This is a genomic window from Burkholderia pyrrocinia (assembly GCF_003330765.1).
Taxonomy (GTDB): domain Bacteria; phylum Pseudomonadota; class Gammaproteobacteria; order Burkholderiales; family Burkholderiaceae; genus Burkholderia; species Burkholderia pyrrocinia_B.
On record NZ_CP024902.1, the window covers coordinates 3,265,610 to 3,282,698 of the forward strand.

Annotated in this window: 18 protein-coding genes; 6 read left to right on the forward strand and 12 right to left on the reverse strand. The window is 67.7% G+C overall.

Annotated elements, in window-relative coordinates:
* Window positions 1-47: 47 nt before the first annotated feature.
* Window positions 48-518 (forward strand): tRNA (uridine(34)/cytosine(34)/5-carboxymethylaminomethyluridine(34)-2'-O)-methyltransferase TrmL, encoded by a 471-nt coding sequence (trmL, locus tag CUJ89_RS15825; protein WP_114178144.1) that lies wholly within the window; start codon window positions 48-50, stop codon window positions 516-518.
* Between the two features lie 34 nt (window positions 519-552).
* Here the strand turns inward: trmL and CUJ89_RS15830 are convergent, their stop codons facing one another.
* The 5 genes from CUJ89_RS15830 to CUJ89_RS15850 form a co-directional block, all read right to left on the reverse strand.
* Window positions 553-1,077, reverse strand: coding sequence for an O-acetyl-ADP-ribose deacetylase (locus CUJ89_RS15830; protein ID WP_114178145.1), 525 nt, complete (start codon window positions 1,075-1,077; stop codon window positions 553-555).
* 92 nt (window positions 1,078-1,169) lie between these two features.
* Entirely contained in the window at window positions 1,170-2,168 is a 999-nt protein-coding gene (locus CUJ89_RS15835; RefSeq protein ID WP_114178146.1) for an NAD(P)H-dependent glycerol-3-phosphate dehydrogenase, read from the reverse strand.
* A gap of 25 nt (window positions 2,169-2,193) precedes the next feature.
* Entirely contained in the window at window positions 2,194-2,679 is a 486-nt protein-coding gene (gene secB / locus CUJ89_RS15840) for a protein-export chaperone SecB (RefSeq protein ID WP_114178147.1), read from the reverse strand.
* 107 nt (window positions 2,680-2,786) lie between these two features.
* Window positions 2,787-3,047, reverse strand: coding sequence for a glutaredoxin 3 (gene grxC, locus CUJ89_RS15845; protein ID WP_114178148.1), 261 nt, complete (start codon window positions 3,045-3,047; stop codon window positions 2,787-2,789).
* Complete coding sequence (locus tag CUJ89_RS15850) at window positions 3,044-3,466, reverse strand: rhodanese-like domain-containing protein (protein ID WP_114178149.1); 423 nt, start codon at window positions 3,464-3,466, stop codon at window positions 3,044-3,046. Before CUJ89_RS15850 ends, grxC begins: the two co-directional genes overlap by 4 nt.
* A gap of 134 nt (window positions 3,467-3,600) precedes the next feature.
* Here CUJ89_RS15850 and gpmA point away from each other — a divergent pair, with 134 nt between their 5' ends.
* The 3 genes from gpmA to CUJ89_RS15865 all read left to right on the forward strand — a co-directional run bounded on the left by gpmA (window position 3,601) and on the right by CUJ89_RS15865 (window position 6,999).
* On the forward strand, window positions 3,601-4,347 hold the full coding sequence (gene gpmA / locus CUJ89_RS15855; protein WP_114178150.1) for a 2,3-diphosphoglycerate-dependent phosphoglycerate mutase: 747 nt from the start codon (window positions 3,601-3,603) through the stop codon (window positions 4,345-4,347).
* A gap of 243 nt (window positions 4,348-4,590) precedes the next feature.
* On the forward strand, window positions 4,591-6,141 hold the full coding sequence (locus CUJ89_RS15860) for a S41 family peptidase (RefSeq protein ID WP_114178151.1): 1,551 nt from the start codon (window positions 4,591-4,593) through the stop codon (window positions 6,139-6,141).
* A 105-nt stretch (window positions 6,142-6,246) separates the two neighbouring features.
* Window positions 6,247-6,999 carry a HesA/MoeB/ThiF family protein gene (locus CUJ89_RS15865; RefSeq protein ID WP_114178152.1) on the forward strand — a complete coding sequence of 251 codons (753 nt, stop codon included), beginning with the start codon at window positions 6,247-6,249 and terminating at the stop codon, window positions 6,997-6,999.
* 18 nt (window positions 7,000-7,017) lie between these two features.
* Here the strand turns inward: CUJ89_RS15865 and ptsP are convergent, their stop codons facing one another.
* The 7 genes from ptsP to CUJ89_RS15900 form a co-directional block, all read right to left on the reverse strand.
* On the reverse strand, window positions 7,018-8,790 hold the full coding sequence (gene ptsP / locus CUJ89_RS15870; RefSeq protein ID WP_114178638.1) for a phosphoenolpyruvate--protein phosphotransferase: 1,773 nt from the start codon (window positions 8,788-8,790) through the stop codon (window positions 7,018-7,020).
* Between the two features lie 201 nt (window positions 8,791-8,991).
* Complete coding sequence (locus CUJ89_RS15875) at window positions 8,992-9,261, reverse strand: HPr family phosphocarrier protein (protein ID WP_072437289.1); 270 nt, start codon at window positions 9,259-9,261, stop codon at window positions 8,992-8,994.
* A 40-nt stretch (window positions 9,262-9,301) separates the two neighbouring features.
* A complete protein-coding gene (locus CUJ89_RS15880; protein WP_114178153.1) occupies window positions 9,302-9,772 on the reverse strand; it encodes a PTS sugar transporter subunit IIA in 471 nt (156 codons plus the stop codon).
* A gap of 231 nt (window positions 9,773-10,003) precedes the next feature.
* The gene (gene gshB, locus CUJ89_RS15885; protein WP_114178154.1) at window positions 10,004-10,960 is read right to left on the reverse strand and encodes a glutathione synthase; all 957 of its coding nucleotides are present in this window, start codon (window positions 10,958-10,960) and stop codon (window positions 10,004-10,006) included.
* Window positions 10,961-10,987: 27 nt separating this feature from the next.
* Complete coding sequence (gene gshA, locus CUJ89_RS15890; protein ID WP_031401334.1) at window positions 10,988-12,277, reverse strand: glutamate--cysteine ligase; 1,290 nt, start codon at window positions 12,275-12,277, stop codon at window positions 10,988-10,990.
* Window positions 12,278-12,520: 243 nt separating this feature from the next.
* The gene (locus CUJ89_RS15895) at window positions 12,521-14,050 is read right to left on the reverse strand and encodes an ammonium transporter (RefSeq protein ID WP_114178155.1); all 1,530 of its coding nucleotides are present in this window, start codon (window positions 14,048-14,050) and stop codon (window positions 12,521-12,523) included.
* 37 nt (window positions 14,051-14,087) lie between these two features.
* Window positions 14,088-14,426: a P-II family nitrogen regulator gene (locus tag CUJ89_RS15900; protein WP_038711752.1), complete on the reverse strand. Its 339-nt coding sequence runs from the start codon at window positions 14,424-14,426 to the stop codon at window positions 14,088-14,090.
* Window positions 14,427-14,781: 355 nt separating this feature from the next.
* Between CUJ89_RS15900 and CUJ89_RS15905 the strand changes: the two genes are divergently transcribed.
* Together CUJ89_RS15905 and CUJ89_RS15910 are read left to right on the forward strand one after the other, a co-directional pair.
* Window positions 14,782-15,033 carry an accessory factor UbiK family protein gene (locus CUJ89_RS15905; protein ID WP_006489451.1) on the forward strand — a complete coding sequence of 84 codons (252 nt, stop codon included), beginning with the start codon at window positions 14,782-14,784 and terminating at the stop codon, window positions 15,031-15,033.
* 237 nt (window positions 15,034-15,270) lie between these two features.
* Window positions 15,271-16,869: a YifB family Mg chelatase-like AAA ATPase gene (locus tag CUJ89_RS15910; RefSeq protein ID WP_114178156.1), complete on the forward strand. Its 1,599-nt coding sequence runs from the start codon at window positions 15,271-15,273 to the stop codon at window positions 16,867-16,869.
* Window positions 16,870-17,089: the final 220 nt, after the last annotated feature.

The window sequence follows — 17,089 nt, forward strand, 5'->3', positions numbered from 1 at the left end:
AACGAGCGCGCGTTGCTCCGCCCCGGCCGGCCCAGCCAAACCGAAACATGTTCAACGTCGTCCTCGTCGCCCCCGAAATCCCGCCGAACACCGGCAACGTGATCCGCCTGTGCGCCAACACCGGCGCGCACCTGCACCTGATCGAGCCGCTCGGCTTTCCGCTCGACGACGCGCGGATGCGCCGCGCCGGCCTCGACTATCACGAATACGCGCAGATGCGCGTGCACCGCGACTGGGACGCGTTCGTCGCGGCCGAATCGCCCGATCCCGCGCGGATGTTCGCGTTCACGACGCGCGGCTCGGGCCGCTTCCACGATCATGCGTTCCTGCCCGGCGACTGGTTCGTGTTCGGCTCGGAGACGCGCGGCCTGCCCGCCGGGCTGCTCGAACGCTTCCCGAGCGAACAGCGCGTGCGCCTGCCGATGCGGCCGGACAACCGCAGCCTGAACCTGTCGAACACGGTCGCGGTGGTCGTGTTCGAGGCGTGGCGCCAGGCCGGCTTCGAAGGCGGCGCCTGACGCGTGCCGGGCGCGGCCCGCACCGCGGGACGTGTCAGGCACGCGCGAGCCGCGCGCGATACAGGTCGTAGATGTCGGGGGAAAAGCACGCGAACACCACGCGTGCGAGGTTAGGCGCCTGCGGCAGCATTTCGGCAACGGTACCGACCGCGATGTCGACAGCCTCTTCGGCCGGATAGCGGTAGATTCCGCAGCTGATCGCCGGGAACGCGATCGACGTCGCGGCAACCTCCTCGGCCAGCTCGATCGCGCGCCGGTAGCACGACGCGAGCAGATCGGCCTCGCCGCGCCCGCCGCCGTGCCACACAGGCCCGACCGCATGGATCACGTAGCGCACCGGCAGCCCGTGGCCGCGCGTGAGCTTCGCGTCGCCCGTGTCGCAGCCGCCGAGCGTGCGGCACTCGGCGAGCAGGCCGGGGCCGGCCGCGCGGTGGATCGCGCCGTCGACGCCGCCCCCGCCGAGCAGCGAGCCGTTCGCGGCGTTGACGATCGCATCGACATCGAGCGTCGTGATGTCGACGAGCTGCGCGTCGAGCGTGGTGGAATGGATCCGCAGCATGACAACCTCCCGGAACGCCGGAGACTGTTCAAGCGTAGTGCGCTTTGGCGCCGCGCGCTTGGTGCGACCGTACCGGGCGGCGCCGGTTCGCGCTACTCGGCGCGCGCGTCGCGCCGCAGCAGGCCGCTGACGGCGTCGCGCGGCGCAATGCCGTCGAACAGCACGCCGCACACGGCTTCGGTGATCGGCATCTCGATCGACTGCGCGCGCGCGATCGCCAGCACGGCCTGCGCACAGCGCACGCCTTCGGCCACGTGGCCGAGTGCGCCGAGGATATCGTTCAGCGTGCGGCCGGCCGCCAGTTGCAGGCCGACCGTGCGGTTGCGCGACAGGTCGCCCGTCGCGGTGAGGATCAAGTCGCCGAGGCCCGTGAGGCCCGTGAAGGTTTCCGCGCGGCCGCCGAGCGCGACGCCGAGCCGCGACATTTCGGCGAGGCCGCGTGTGACCAGCGCGGCGCGCGCGTTCAGCCCGAGGCCGAGGCCGTCGGCAATGCCGGTCGCGATCGCCAGCACGTTCTTCACCGCGCCGCCGACCTCGACGCCGACCACGTCGTCGCCCGTATAGATCCGCATCGCGCCGTGATGGAACGCGGCGAGCGTGCGCTCGCGGCATTCGGCGGACACGCTCGCCACCGTCAGCGCGACCGGCAGCGACAGCCCGACCTCGCGCGCAAAGCTCGGCCCCGACAGCACGCCGTTGCTGTGCTGTTCGGGCAGCTCGGCCGCGATCACCTGATGCGGCAGCAGATGCGTGTCGGCCTCGAAGCCCTTGCAGACCCAGACGACATGCGCGGGCACGCAGCCGGCGTCGCGCATCGCGTGGTACAGCGTGCGCAGCCCGGCCACGGGCGCGGCAATCACGCATAGCGCGTCGTCCGCGGCGCCATGCGCGAGCGCGGCGCCGAGATCGGCGTCGTAGCGCAATGCGTCAGGCAGCGCGATGCCGTCCAGATAACGGGAATTTTCGTGCCGGGCCTGCAGCCCGGCGATGAGCGCGGCGTCGCGCGCCCATAGAAGCGTATCGTGCCGCGCGGCCAGATGGCCCGCGAGCGCGGTGCCCCAGGCACCGGCGCCGAGAACGGCTACTTTCATACCCAGCACCGGTCCGAGTGAAACGTCAGTTCAGCGTCGAGCCGTTCGGCGCGCCTGCTGCGGCACCGCCCTGCTGCTGCTGAAGCTGCGCGAGACGCTGCTCGTACAGCGCCTGGAAGTTGATTTCCGCCAGGTGGATCGGCGGGAAGCCCGCGCGCGTGATCGCATCGGCGATGTTCGAGCGCAGGTACGGGAACAGGATCGTCGGGCAGGCGATGCCGACGAGCGGGTCGAGCTGTTCGTCCGGAATGTTGCGAATGTCGAAAATGCCGGCCTGCTTCGCTTCGATCAGGAACGCGACCTTGTCCTTCACCTTCGCGGTGACGGTACCCGACACGACGACTTCGAACACGCTTTCCGCGAGGCGGTCGGCCTTGACATCGACTTCGACCTCAACCGACGGCATGTCCTGCTCGAGGAAGATCGCCGGCGAATTCGGCTGCTCGAGCGACATATCCTTCAGGTAGACGCGCTGGATGTTGAAGAACGGTTGGTTTTCGACGTCGGACATGGTGTTTCCCTAAAAGTGGTGACGGGACGGCCCGGCTTCTCGCCGGCCGCCACGGATGAATCCTGCGCGCCCAAGCCGCGGCGCGGCCGGCGGCCATTCTGCCCTAATCAGGCTGCTTGCAGAAGCGGGGCGAGCCCGCCTTCGCGGTCGAGCTTCGACAGATCGTCGTAGCCGCCGACGTGCGTGTCGCCGATGTAGATCTGCGGCACCGTGCGGCGCCCCGTGCGCGTCATCATTTCCTCGCGGCGGGCCGGATCGCGGTCGATCAGCACCTTTTCGATCTGCTCGACACCGCGCAGCTTCAGCAGGCGCTCGGCCTGCATGCAATACGGACACACCTGCGTGCTGTACATCAAAACCTTGGTCACTTCGCCACTCCTTGTTTGACGACCGGCATCCCGGCCTGCTGCCAGGCGGCCACGCCGCCCTCGAGCACATGCACCTCGGCGTAACCCGCCGCCTCGACCTCGCGCGCCGCCTTCTGCGACTGCTGGCCGTTCTGGCAGACGAGCAGCACGGGCGTGCTCTTGTTCTTCGCGACCTGCGCAATCTTCGCACCGATCTCGCCCGCCGCGACCTGACGCGCCGACGGCAGGTGGCCGGCGGCGAAATCGGACGCGGCACGCACGTCGATCACGATCGCGTTGCGACGGTTGATGAGTTGCGTCGCCTCTGCGGCCGACAGGCCGCCGCGGCCGCGGCGCAGTGCGGGCCATGCCAGCAGGCCGCCCGATACCAGCAGGATCGCGATAAGGGCCAGGTTCGTGTAATCGGTAAAGAACGTCACGGAATTCCGCCGGAAAAAGAGAAATCGGATGAGGACAATCCCGCCATTATAAAATAACCGTCTTGCGCGATGGCGGACCCGGGTCGGGTTCCGCGCGACGCGCACCGCTTCCTTCACTACCGACCGCAAGATCCATGTACAAACTCGTTCTCATCCGCCACGGCGAATCGACGTGGAACAAGGAAAACCGCTTCACCGGCTGGGTCGACGTCGACCTGACCGAACAGGGTCGCAACGAGGCCTACCAGGCCGGCGAATTGCTCAGGGAGGCCGGCTACACGTTCGACATCGCGTACACGTCGGTGCTCAAGCGCGCGATCCGCACGCTGTGGCACGTGCAGGACCGGATGGACCTCATGTACCTGCCCGTCGTCCACTCGTGGCGCCTGAACGAGCGTCACTACGGCGCGCTGTCGGGCCTGAACAAGGCGGAAACGGCCGCGAAGTTCGGCGACGACCAGGTGCTCGTCTGGCGCCGCAGCTACGACACGCCGCCGCCCGCGCTCGAGCCGACCGACGAGCGCGCGCCGTTCAACGACCCGCGCTATGCAAAGGTGCCGCGCGAGCAGTTGCCGCTCACCGAGTGCCTGAAGGACACGGTCGCGCGCGTGCTGCCGCTGTGGAACGAGTCGATCGCGCCGGCGGTCCGCGCCGGCAAGCAGGTGCTGATCGCCGCGCACGGCAACTCGCTGCGTGCGCTGATCAAGTATCTCGACGGCATCTCGGACAACGACATCGTCGGCCTGAACATCCCGAACGGCGTGCCGCTCGTGTATGAACTCGACGAGAACCTGAAGCCGATCACGCACTATTACCTCGGCGACCAGGAAGCGATCGCGCAGGCGCAGGCCGCCGTCGCGAAGCAGGGCAAGGCGGGCTGACGCCCGTCACCGGGCGAGCCGCGTCCGGCGCGGCGTGCCCGGCCAGCCCGGCGCGGCGCGCGAACCTTCGCGGCCCCGGCGCTGTCGAAACCGCTTTCACACCCGCAAGCGCGTCCGGCGGCGCCTCTCCGGCCTTCTCCGGGCCCTTTTCGCACCGTTGCACTGAGTCATCGGACGAACAGTTATACTTGTCCGCTACATCCCCGCTACCGCCACGCGCTTCCCGACCGCACCAGACTCTCTATGCGAATGAAATTGAAGAACATCGGCCTGATTGCCGCGGGCCTCGCCACGGGCGTGTTCGCCACGCTGCAGATTTCCGCGTCGGCCGAGCAGACGGCCACGGCGCCGCTTCCCCTCGACCAGCTCCGCCTGTTCGCGGAAGTATTCGGCCAGATCAAGCGCGAGTACGTCGAACCGGTCGACGACAAGAAGCTGCTGACGGCGGCGATCAAGGGCATGGTGTCGAGCCTCGACCCGCACTCGTCGTTCCTCGACAAGACCGACTATGACGAGTTGCAGGAGCAGACGAAGGGCCGCTTCGCGGGTCTCGGCATCGAGATCTCGCAGGAAGACGGCCTCGTCAAGGTGATCTCGCCGATCGAAGATACCCCCGCGTTCCGCGCCGGCATCCGTCCGGGCGACCTGATCACGCGCATCAACGACAAGCCGGTGCGCGGCATGACGCTCGACAAGGCCGTCAAGCAGATGCGCGGCGAGCCGGGCACCAAGGTCACGCTGACGATCTTCCGCAAGAGCGACGACCGCACGTTCCCGATCACGGTCACGCGCGCGATCATCAAGGTGCAGAGCGTCAAGATGAAGATCCTCGATCCGGGCTACGCGTATGTCCGCATCACGAGCTTCCAGGAGCGCACGACGCCCGATCTCGCTGCAAAGCTGCAGGACATCGCGCGCCAGCAGCCGAACCTGAAGGGCCTGATCGTCGACCTGCGCAACAACGGCGGCGGCCTGCTGCAGAGCGCGGTCGGCGTCGCCGGCGCATTCCTGCCGCCCGACTCCGTCGTCGTGTCGACCAACGGCCAGATCCCCGATTCGAAGCAGGTCTACCGCGATACGTACGACAACTATCGCCTGCCGTCCTTCGACGGCGATCCGCTGAAGAACCTGCCGCCGGTCTTCAAGACCGTGCCGATGATCGTGCTGACGAACGCCTATTCGGCGTCCGCGTCGGAAATCGTCGCCGGCGCGCTGCAGGATTCGAAGCGCGCGCAGATCATGGGCAAGACGACGTTCGGCAAGGGTTCGGTGCAGACGGTCCGCCCGATGACGGCCGACACCGCGCTGCGCCTGACGACCGCGTACTACTACACGCCGAGCGGCCGCTCGATCCAGAACAAGGGCATCACGCCCGACGTGCCGGTCGATCAGTATGCGGATGGCGATCCGGACGACGTGCTCGTGACGCGTGAGGTCGACTACACGAACCACCTCGCGAACACGCAGGACCCGAACGAGAAGAAGGAACAGGAAGAGCGCGAGCAGCGCCGGATGGATCAGTTGCGCGTCCTCGAAGAGCAGAACGACAAGAAGACGCCGGAGCAGCGCCAGAAGGATCGCGATCGCAAGCCGATCGAGTTCGGCAGCACCGACGACTTCATGATGCAGCAGGCGCTCAACAAGCTCGAAGGCAAGCCCGTCCAGGAATCGAAGTCGCTGCTCGCCGAGAGCACGACGAAGAGCCCGGCCGGCAAGGCCGCCGCGGCACCGAAGGCATCGGGCACAAGCGCGAAGCCGGCCTCCGCACCGAAGCCCGCGTCGGCGCCGAAGTAAGCGCCGGCCGGCATCCGACGGGCCATCGCGGGAAGACCGCGATGGCCCGTTTTTCATGCGCGCCTAAAATAACGAAACGTACGCCCGCCTCGCCCACGACTCCCCATGAACGACGATCAACTCCTGCGCTACTCCCGTCACATCCTCGTCGACGAAATCGGCATCGAGGCGCAGCAGCGCTTTCTCGATGCGCATGCGATCGTTGTCGGCGCGGGCGGCCTCGGCTCGCCCGCCGCGATGTACCTCGCGGCGTCGGGGGTCGGCACGATCACGCTCGTCGACGCCGATACGGTCGACCTCACGAACCTGCAGCGGCAGATCCTGCACGTGACGTCATCGGTCGGCCGCAGCAAGGTCGAATCGGGGCGCGACGCGCTCGCGCAACTGAATCCCGGGGTGAGCGTGCGCGCGGTCGCGGAACGCGTCGACGATGCGTGGCTCGATGCACACGTGCCGGGCGCGACCGTCGTGCTCGACTGCACCGACAACTTCGCGACGCGGCACGCGATCAACCGCGCGTGCGTCGCGCACGGCGTGCCGCTCGTGTCGGGCGCCGCGCTGCGCTTCGACGGCCAGATCAGCACGTTCGACTTCCGCGACCCGGCCGCGCCCTGCTATGCGTGCGTGTTCCCGGAAGACCAGCCGTTCGAGGAAGTCGCGTGCGCGACGATGGGCGTGTTCGCGCCGACGGTCGGGATCATCGGCGCGATGCAGGCCGCCGAAGCGCTGCGCGTGATCGGTGCGATCGGCACGACGCTCAACGGGCGACTGATGATGCTCGATTCGCTGCGGATGGAATGGACGACGATGAAGATCGCGCGCCAGGCCGACTGCCCCGTATGCGGGGGCCGGCACTGACGCGCGTCACGCGGGCGCCTAAGCCGCGGCGTCCGCGCGCGGCTCGGCGACCGACAGGCGCTTCAGCGCCGCCTGCACTTCTTCCGGCTCGAACGCGGCGAGCACGTCGGCCGTCGGCTTCTCGAGCGCCTTCAGGTGTGCGCGCAGGATCTCCTGCTTCACGACGAGCAGCTGGCTCGGGTGCATCGAGAACTCGGTGAGCCCCATCCCGAGCAACAGGCGCGTGAGCGCCGGATCGCCCGCCATCTCCCCGCATACCGACACGGACACGCCCGCGCGCTTCGCTTCGCGCAGCGTATACGAGATCAGGTGCAGCACCGCCGGATGCAGCGGGTCGTACAGGTGCGCGACCGCGTTGTCCGCGCGATCGATCGCGAGCGTGTACTGGATCAGGTCGTTGGTGCCGATCGACAGGAAATCGAACCGCTTCAGGAACAGCGGCAGCGCGATCGCCGCGGCCGGAATCTCGATCATCGCGCCGATGCGCACGTTCGGATCGTACGCGAGCCCCGCGTCGTCGAGCTGGCGCTTCGCCTCGCGGATCAGGTCGAGCGTCTGGTCGATCTCCTGCGCGTGCGCGAGCATCGGAATCAGGATCTTGACCTGCCCGAACGCGGACGCGCGCAGGATCGCGCGCAACTGCGTGAGGAACATCTGCGGCTCGGACAGGCTCCAGCGGATCGCACGCAGGCCGAGCGCCGGGTTCGGCGCCGTCTCGTAGCCTTCGTCCAGCGCCTCGAGCGGCTTGTCCGCGCCGACGTCGATCGTGCGGATCGTGACGGGCATGCCCTTCATCCACTCGACGGCCCGCTTGTACGCGCCGAACTGCTCCTCCTCCTCGGGCATCACCTTCTGATGCATGAACAGGAACTCGGAGCGGAACAGGCCGACACCGACCGCGCCGGCCTCGACGGCCGCCTTCGCGTCGTCGGGCAGCTCGATGTTCGCGTACAGCTCGATCTTGGTGCCGCATAGCGTTTGCGTCGGCGAGAATTTCAGACGCTGCAGCTTGCGTTGCTCCAGCAGCTTCTCGGACTGGCGGTACGAATATTCCTCGAGGACGATCGGCGCGGGATCGACGATCACGATGCCCTGGTCGCCGTCGACGATGATCAGGTCGTTCTGACGGATCAGCGCGCTCGCGTGCTGCACGCCGACCGCGGCCGGGATGCCGAGGCTGCGCGCGACGATCGCCGTGTGCGACGTGCGCCCGCCGAGGTCGGTGACGAACGCCTGGAACGACTGCGTCTTGAACTGCATCATGTCGGCCGGCGCGATGTCGTGCGCGACGACGATCATCTCGCTCGTGCCGTTCGCGGCCGCGCGGTCGAGCGCCTGCGACGCGGACGGCGCGCCGGCGAGCGCCTTCAGCACGCGCTCGACCACCTGCTCGATGTCGGCCTTGCGCTCGCGCAGGTATTCGTCCTCGATGTCGTCGAAATGGCGCGTGAGCAGCTCGAGCTGCTCGGTCAGCGCCCATTCGACGTTGTAGCGGCGCGTGCGGAGCAGGTCGATGGTTTCCTGCACGAGCATCGCGTCGCGGAGGATCATCGCGTGCACGTCGATGAACGCGCCCACTTCGCTCGGGGTGTCGTCGGTCAGGTCGGCGCGCAGCGCTTCGAGTTCGTGATGCACGACGTCGAGCGCCGTGCGGAATCGCTCGACCTCGGCGTCGATCTGGTTCGCCTCGATCAGGTAATGGGCGACGTCGAGCGCCGCCGGCGCGATCAGATACGCTCGCCCGATCGCGATACCTCGTGAGACGGGAATGCCATGCAGCGTGAAGGACACGCGCACCTCCTCTGTACAAGTAAAGCCGCGGCACACTGCTGCGATGCGCTTATGACCCCGGTTAGCGATTATAGATTCCGCGACTCCCCGCTGACTGCATGCACCGCAGCATTGCGCATTCCGCATCAATGCTTCCGACGAAAAAAATGCCGCGAAATCCGCGGCATTCTGACTGGAAACAGCAACGATCCCGCGCGAGAATCACTGGCCTTCGCCGAACTTGTCGGCGATCAGCTTCAGCAGCGCGTCCATCGCTTCCCGCTCGTCGGCCCCTTCGGTCTCGATCGTCACGGTGCTGCCGATGCCCGCCGCCAGCATCATCACGCCCATGATGCTCTTCGCATTGATCTTGCGCCCGTTGCGTGTCATCCAGACTTCCGACTGGAAGTTGCCGGCCAGTTGCGTAAGCTTGGCCGATGCGCGCGCATGGAGCCCCAATTTATTGACGATGGTGGTTTCTTGTTGAAGCATGATTCTCGGTCGGGTCGGTCTAAAACGGAAAACGCGGTGGTCAGTGCGATTCGGTGCGCGGTTTCGGCTCGGGCGGAATCGGCGCGCACTGCCCGCAGCCGGTTTCCGACGGCGGCGGCGGCGTGCCGGCCGCGACTTCGTGGACGCCTTTCGCGCCGCCTGACAGGGCCTTGTCGGCCAGCTTGTCGAGCGGCATCTGGCGGTAACAGACCGCACGCACGAGCATCGGCAGGTTGACGCCCGCCAGCACCCGCACGTCCGCGATCTTCGCGAGCTGACCCGCGATGTTCGCGGGCGTCGCGCCGTACATGTCGGTCAGCACGATCGCGCCGTTCTCTTCCTTGAGCCGCGCGAGCTCCGCGTGCGCGAACGCCATCACCTGGGTCGGATCGCTGTCCGCCTGCACGTCGATGCAGCCGATCCGGGCAGGCACGCCACCGTAGATGTGCGCGATGCAGTCCCGCAGCGCGGTGGCGAGCGGCGCGTGTGCGATGATCAGAATCCCGGCCATGTCAGATCGCTCCCGGCCGCCCCTGGCGGACCGACGCCCCGCGGCGGGGCAACGAGCATAGCGAGTATGGGGAACGTATCATGTTCAGCCTTGCAACAGTGTCGGCCCGACCGCCGGGCCTTCGGTGCGCCGATCGCGGCACCGGGCAAGCGGGCATTGTAGCAGGCCGGTCAAGCTGCTCCGGCGACGGGGGACCTGCGCGGCCGCCGCCGGGGTTGTGCGGGAAACGGCCTACGCGGCCGCACGCTCCAGCGCGTCGATGAACATCGCGGCGACGTCGAAGCCCGTCTGCTCCATGATCTCGCGGAAGCACGTCGGACTCGTGACGTTCACCTCGGTCAGCCAGTCGCCGATCGCATCGAGGCCGACCAGCAGCAGCCCGCGCGACGCGAGCACGGGACCAAGCGTTTCGGCGATCTCGCGATCGCGGGCGGTCAGCGGCTGCGCGACACCGAGCCCGCCCGCGGCGAGATTGCCGCGCACCTCGCTGCCCTGCGGAATCCGTGCGAGCGAATACGGCACGGGCTCGCCGCCGATCAGCAGGATGCGCTTGTCGCCGGCCTTGATCTCGGGGATGAACTTCTGCGCCATCACCGAGCGCGTGCCGTCGTGGCTCAGCATTTCGACGATCGAGCCGAGGTTCATGCCGTCCGGCTTCACGCGGAACACGCCCATCCCGCCCATCCCGTCGAGCGGCTTCAGGATCACGTCGCCGTGCTCGGCGTGGAACGCGCGCAGCCGTTTCGCGTCGCGCGTGACGAGCGTCGGCGCGACGAACTGCGGAAACTCGCCGATCGCGAGTTTCTCCGAATGGTCGCGGATCGACTGCGCCTTGTTGAACACGCGCGCACCGGCGCGCTCGGCCAGTTCGAGCAGCCAGGTCGACGTCACGTATTCCATGTCGAACGGCGGATCCTTGCGCATCAGCACCGCGCCGAACGATTCGAGGCGGCGCGCATCGAGCGGGCCCGCATCGAACCAGGTCTCGCGATGCAGGTCGTCCAGTTCGCCGACGAAGGTGATGCGCCGCACGTCGGCCTCGACGGCCGACCCCGTCCACGCGAGGTGGCCCGGTTCGCACGCATACACCGCATGCCCGCGCCGCGCGGCCTCGGCCATCATCGCGTAGGTCGAATCCTTGTAGATCTTGAAGCGCTCGAGCGGGTCGGCGATAAAGAGAATGTCCATGCGGGTCCTGTACGTAGCGAAGGTCCGTTACACCTGGATGGCTTCGGGATCGGTCTTTTCCAGTTCGATCGACGACGCGATCAGCGACAGGCGCGCGACGACGCCGTACATGTAGAAACGGTTCGGCGGCGCGGCGCCCGGCTTGGCGCCGGCATCCGGCAGCGCGGTGTGCTCGAAGCCGAGCGGCACGTAGTGCATGCCGGGCGCGTTCAGGTTCTGGTCGCGCTCGCGGCCGCCGTGCGTGCGGTAGAAGCCGCCGACCACGTAGCGGTCGATCATGTACACGACGGGCTCGGCGACTTCGTCGCCGACGCGCTCGAACGTATAGACGCCTTCCTGCACGATCACGTCGCGCACCGCGAGGCCGGCCTTCGACTCGGCCATCTGCGCGCGCTCGGCCTTCGACAGGCGGCCGATCTCGGCCGCGTCGTGCACGGTCATCACGCCGCGCCCCGCCGTGCCCGCATCGGCCTTCACGACGACGTACGGCTTCTCGCTGATCCCGTATTCGCGGTACTTGCGCGCGATCTTCTTCAGCACGCCGTCGATCGCGTCGGCGAGTGCCTGCTCGCCTTCATGCGCCTGCCAGTCGACACCCTCGACGTGCGCGAAATACGGATTCACCATCCACGGATCGACGCCGACCATCTTCGCGAACTTCTTCGCGACGTCGTCGTAGCACGAGAAGTGCGTCGACTTGCGGCGCACGGCCCAGCCCGCGTGCAGCGGCGGCAGCAGGTACTGCTCGTGCAGGTTCTCCAGCACGGCCGGGATGCCGGCCGACAGGTCGTTGTTCAGCAGGATCGAGCACGGGTCGAAATTCTTCAGGCCGAGGCGGCGCTGCGAACGCTCGAGCGGTTCGAGCACGATCTTCTGGCCGTCGGCCAGCGTGATCGGCGTCATGTCGGTGATGCTCGGGTCGAGCGAACCGAAACGCACGTTCAGGCCGGCCTGGCGCATGATCGTCGCGAGGCGCGCGACGTTTTCCAGGTAGAACGCGTTGCGGGTCGGCAGCTCGGGAATCACGAGCAGGTTCTTCGCGTCCGGGCAGATCTTCTCGATCGCGGCCATCGCGGCCTGCACGGCGAGCGGCAGCACTTCGGACGGCAGATTGTTGAACGCGCCGGGAAACAGGTTCGCGTCGACGGGCGCCAGCTTGAAGCCGGCGTTGCGCAGGTCCACCGAACAATAGAACGGCGGCGTGTGTTCCTGCCATTCGAGCCTGAACCAGCGTTCGATCGCAGGCGTCGCGTCGAGGATCTTTTGCTCGAGTTCGAGCAGCGGACCGTTCAACGCGGTAACGAGGTGGGGAACCATGAATCACTCGCGAGCGGGAGAATGAAGATTGTAGAGCAATTGCCTTGCCCATTTGGGGATTGTTCCCGGCTTCGCAAGGGTTTGGAGGAAGTTTTCGGCTATTGACCCGATAGCGCGCAGGGTTATGCGCTACGACAGCCGGCGGCAGGAGAAAAAAAGCCCGCCGGGTAGGCGGGCCGAAGTCGCTGCGCTCATTCGTGGCGGGCGCCGTCGTCGCGGCGGCCCGCCGTGCATCCTTATGACTTATTCGACATGCTCGCCGTGCAGGATCACGTCGAGGCCTTCGCGCTCTTCCTCTTCGGACACGCGCAAGCCCATCGTCAGGTCGATCAGCTTCAGCAGCACGAAGCTGATCACGCCGCTGTAGACCAGCGTGATCAGCACGCCCTTCGCCTGCAGCAGCAGGCTGCCGTCGGCGCCGCCGATGTCCTTGACCGCGAACACGCCCGTCAGCAGCGCGCCGAGAATCCCGCCCACGCCGTGCACGCCGAACGCATCGAGCGAATCGTCGTAGCCGAGCTTCGACTTGAGCCACGTCGCCGACCAGAAGCACACGACGCCGGCCGCGATACCGATCACGAGCGCACCCGTCACGCCGACGAAGCCGGCCGCCGGCGTGATCGCGACGAGACCCGCGACCGCGCCCGACACGATGCCGAGCACCGACGGCTTGCCCTTCGCGATCCACTCGGCAAACATCCAGCCGAGCGCCGCGCAGGCCGTCGCCACTTGGGTCGTCAGCATCGCGAAGCCGGCACGGCCGTCGGCCGCGACTGCGGAGCCTGCGTTGAAGCCGAACCAGCCGACCCACAGCATCGAGCCGCCGATCATCGTCAGCACGAGGTTGTGCGGCGCCATCGATTCGCGGCCGTAACCGACGCGCTTGCCGAGCACCAGGCACGACACGAGGCCCGCGATACCGGCGTTGATGTGCACGACGGTGCCGCCCGCGAAGTCGAGCACGCCGTCCGACGACAGCCAGCCGCTCGGCTCCCACACCATGTGCGCGATCGGCACATAGACGATCAGCGACCAGAGCGCCATGAACACGAGCATCGCCGAGAACTTCATGCGATCGGCGAACGCGCCGCAGATCAGCGCCGGCGTGATGATCGCGAACGTCATCTGGTAGACGAAGTAGACCGATTCCGGAATCGTCGGCGCCAGGTGGCTGACGGTCAGCGTCGTCGCCTTGTCGCCGTGGATGTAGTTCATCCCGTGCAGGAACGCGCGCGACAGGCCGCCGATGAAGCCGTTGCCCGGCGTGAACGCGAGGCTGTAGCCGACCACCGTCCATAGCACCGTGATCAGCGCGGTGATCGCGAAGCTCTGCATCACGGTCGCGAGCACGTTCTTCTTGCGGACCATGCCGGCGTAGAACAGCGCGAGGCCGGGGACCGTCATGAACAGCACGAGCGCGGTGGACGTCAGCATCCACGCGGTGTCGCCCGCGCTGATCTTCGACGAATCGACCGAGAACGGTGCCGTCGGCGCGGCGGGTGCGGCCGGCGCGGACGCGGCGGCGGCCGATGCCGCAGCGGCGGCCGATGCGTCGGCGGCGCCCGAGGCCGGTGCAGCGGCAGCGGCGGCGGCGGATGCGTCCGTCGCGGCCGGTGCCGAAGCTGCCGAGGCGGCAGCAGCCGACGCGTCGGAAGCCGTTGCGGCGGGCGCGGAAGCCGTTGCGGCGGACGCCGCGTCGTCCGCGAGCGCGGAGCCGACGCCGGCCGCGATCAGCGAGCCGGCCATCAGCAGGGACATCAGAAGTTTGCGCATCTTGGGTTTCCTCTTGTCGCTTGTCTTGTCTGTTCTGTTACAGCGCGTCTGCGCCGGTCTCCCCGGTGCGAATCCGGATCACTTGCTCGATTTGCGTGACGAAGATCTTGCCGTCGCCGATCTTGCCGGTGCGCGCGGCCCGCTCGATCGCCTCCACCGCCTGGTCGACGAGATCGTCGGACACGGCCGCCTCGATCTTCATCTTCGGCAGGAAATCGACCACGTATTCGGCGCCGCGGTACAGCTCGGTATGCCCTTTCTGGCGCCCGAACCCTTTTACCTCCGTCACCGTGATGCCCGAGACGCCGAGCGCCGACAGCGCTTCGCGCGTCTCATCGAGCTTGAACGGCTTGATGATTGCGGTAATGAGTTTCATGAAGTCCTCTCGCTGGGTTGTCCCGTCGAATTGGTTGGAATGTTGTAACGGACTCTTCTCAGCAACTCGCATGCCATGTTCGTCCGAGCACCGTCTCGAAGGGCTCCGGAACGGGGTCGCATCCCGTGATGTAAGGCGCGGAAGCCCGGCCGAATGGCCAACGTGGCCCGGTTTGCTGGCGCGACGAAAGGATCGTTGCTAGAGTGCACGCACGTCCCGGATCGCCGGGACATTCACCCATGCGGGCGCCATGCCCGGAATTCGCGCTTCGGGCGCACCATTTCCGGTCACGCGTGCATCATGGGCACGTACGCAACTGAAGATGCACATTTTTTGTGCAAGGAAGGGGAATCACATGAAGCAACCCAGCGACGTTTTCAACGATCTGCAGTCGCGCGTCAGCGATCTGCTGAAAAACTCGCCGGCCAAGGACGTCGAGCGCAACGTGAAGGCCATGCTGTCGCAAGGCTTCTCGAAACTCGATCTCGTCACGCGCGAGGAATTCGACACGCAGGCGCAGGTGCTCGCCCGCACCCGCGTGCGCCTCGAGGAACTCGAAAAGCGCGTCGCGGAACTCGAGCAGAAGCTCGCAGCGCCGCAGGCCTGACGCCCCACCCGGCCGCAAGGTCCGGGCGCGGGCCGCCTCGTGCGGCCCGCGCCCGCCGCCCGAAGCCGTTCCGCCGTTCTTCGTAGTCTGTCGTTCTTCGCTGTTCATCGCTCTTCGCTGTTCCGCAGTTCCTCGTTCTTTCCCCGCGCCACGCCGGCAAGCGCGCACCGATTCCTCCGATTCCCGCGGCATGCGGCCCCGAACGGCCGTCGCCCGTCTGTTTACAGGAGCCTCGCCATGTCGCTCGCCGTGGTGCGCAGTCGCGCGCCTGCGTCCGGCCGCGCGCCGGACGTCACCGTCGAAGTCCATCTTGCCAACGGGTTGCCGTCGTTCTCGATCGTCGGCCTGCCCGATCTCGAAGTCCGCGAAAGCCGCGAGCGCGTACGCGCCGCGCTGCAGAATTGCGGATTCGAATTCCCGGTGCGTCGCATCACCGTCAACCTCGCGCCGGCCGATCTGCCGAAGGAATCGGGCCGGTTCGACCTGCCGATCGCGCTCGGCATCCTCGCCGCGAACGGCCAGATCCCGGCCGACGCGCTGGCCGGCCGCGAATTCGCGGGCGAACTGTCGCTGACCGGCGCGCTGCGGCCGATGCGCGGCGCGTTCGCAATGGCGTGCGGCGCGGCGCGGGACTGGCGCGCGGGCGAAACCGGATCGGGCCTCGGTTCAGGGCCAGACGCCGTCACCCTATCCGGCTCCGCGGCAACGTCGCGCCCGCCCGAGCTGTACCTGCCGCTCGACAGCGCGGCCGAGGCGGCACTCGTGCCGGGCGTCACGGTGTTCGGCGCGCGCGACCTGCCCGCGCTGTGCGCACATCTCGCCGATGCGCCGGACGGGCGACTCGCGCCGGTCGCAGCGCCGTGCCTCGACGGCCTGCCGGCGCCCGCCGCACCCGACCTCGCGGACGTGATCGGCCAGCGCGGCGCCCGGCGCGCGCTTGAAGTCGCCGCCGCGGGCGGCCACCACATCCTGATGGTCGGGCCGCCGGGAGCCGGCAAGTCGATGCTGGCCGCGAGGCTGCCGGGCCTCCTGCCGCCGCTGACCGACGACGAAGCACTGACGTCGGCCGCCCTCCTTTCCGCGAGCCGCATCGGCTTCTCGCCCGCGCAGTGGCGCCGGCGGCCGTTCCGCTCGCCGCATCACTCGTCGAGCGCCGCCGCACTGGTCGGCGGCCGCAACCCGCCGCAGCCGGGCGAAATCACGCTCGCGCACCTCGGCGTGCTGTTCCTCGATGAACTACCGGAATTCGACCGGCACGTGCTCGAGATGCTGCGCGAGCCGCTGGAAGCCGGCCGCATCACGATCTCGCGCGCGGCCCAGCAGGCCGACTTCCCGGCCGCGTGCCAGTTGATCGCCGCGATGAACCCCTGCCCGTGCGGCTGGCATGGCGATCCGTCCGGGCGCTGCCGCTGCACGCCGGACGTCGCCGCGCGCTACCTGCGCAAGCTGTCGGGGCCGCTCCTCGACCGCATCGACATCCAGATCGACCTGCCCGCGCTGTCGCCGGCCGAACTCGCGTCGCGCGCGACGGCGCCCGGCGAGCCGAGCGCCGCGGTGGCCGCGCGGGTCGCGCAGGCGCGCGCGCTGCAGCTTGGCCGGCAGGGCAAGACGAATCACATGCTGAGCGGCCGCGAGACCGACGACCGGTGCCGGCCGACCGACGAAGGCGAGCGGCTGCTGCGCGAAGCCGGCGAACGCTTCGGCTGGTCGGCGCGCGCGTATTTCCGTGTACTGAAGGTCGCGCGGACGATCGCCGACCTGGCCGGCGACCCGCTGCCGACGGCCGCGCAGATCGCCGAGGCGATCCGCTACCGGCGCGCGCTCACGGCGCTCTGAGTGCCCTCGGAGGACAAAATCCGGCTGTCAAGACTTGACTTATGCACAATTTCGCGAATCCGGCCCCGGATCACGATTCGCCGGGATGCCTCCATCGCGAAATTCGTATCCCTTTGTTTTTATTGATTTTTATCAAAAGTCGAGCAAGCAACCAAACGAGCCGGAAGGCCGTCCGGCGCGGCTCGGCGGGAGGTAGGGCCGACTTTTCAACAAAGTTATC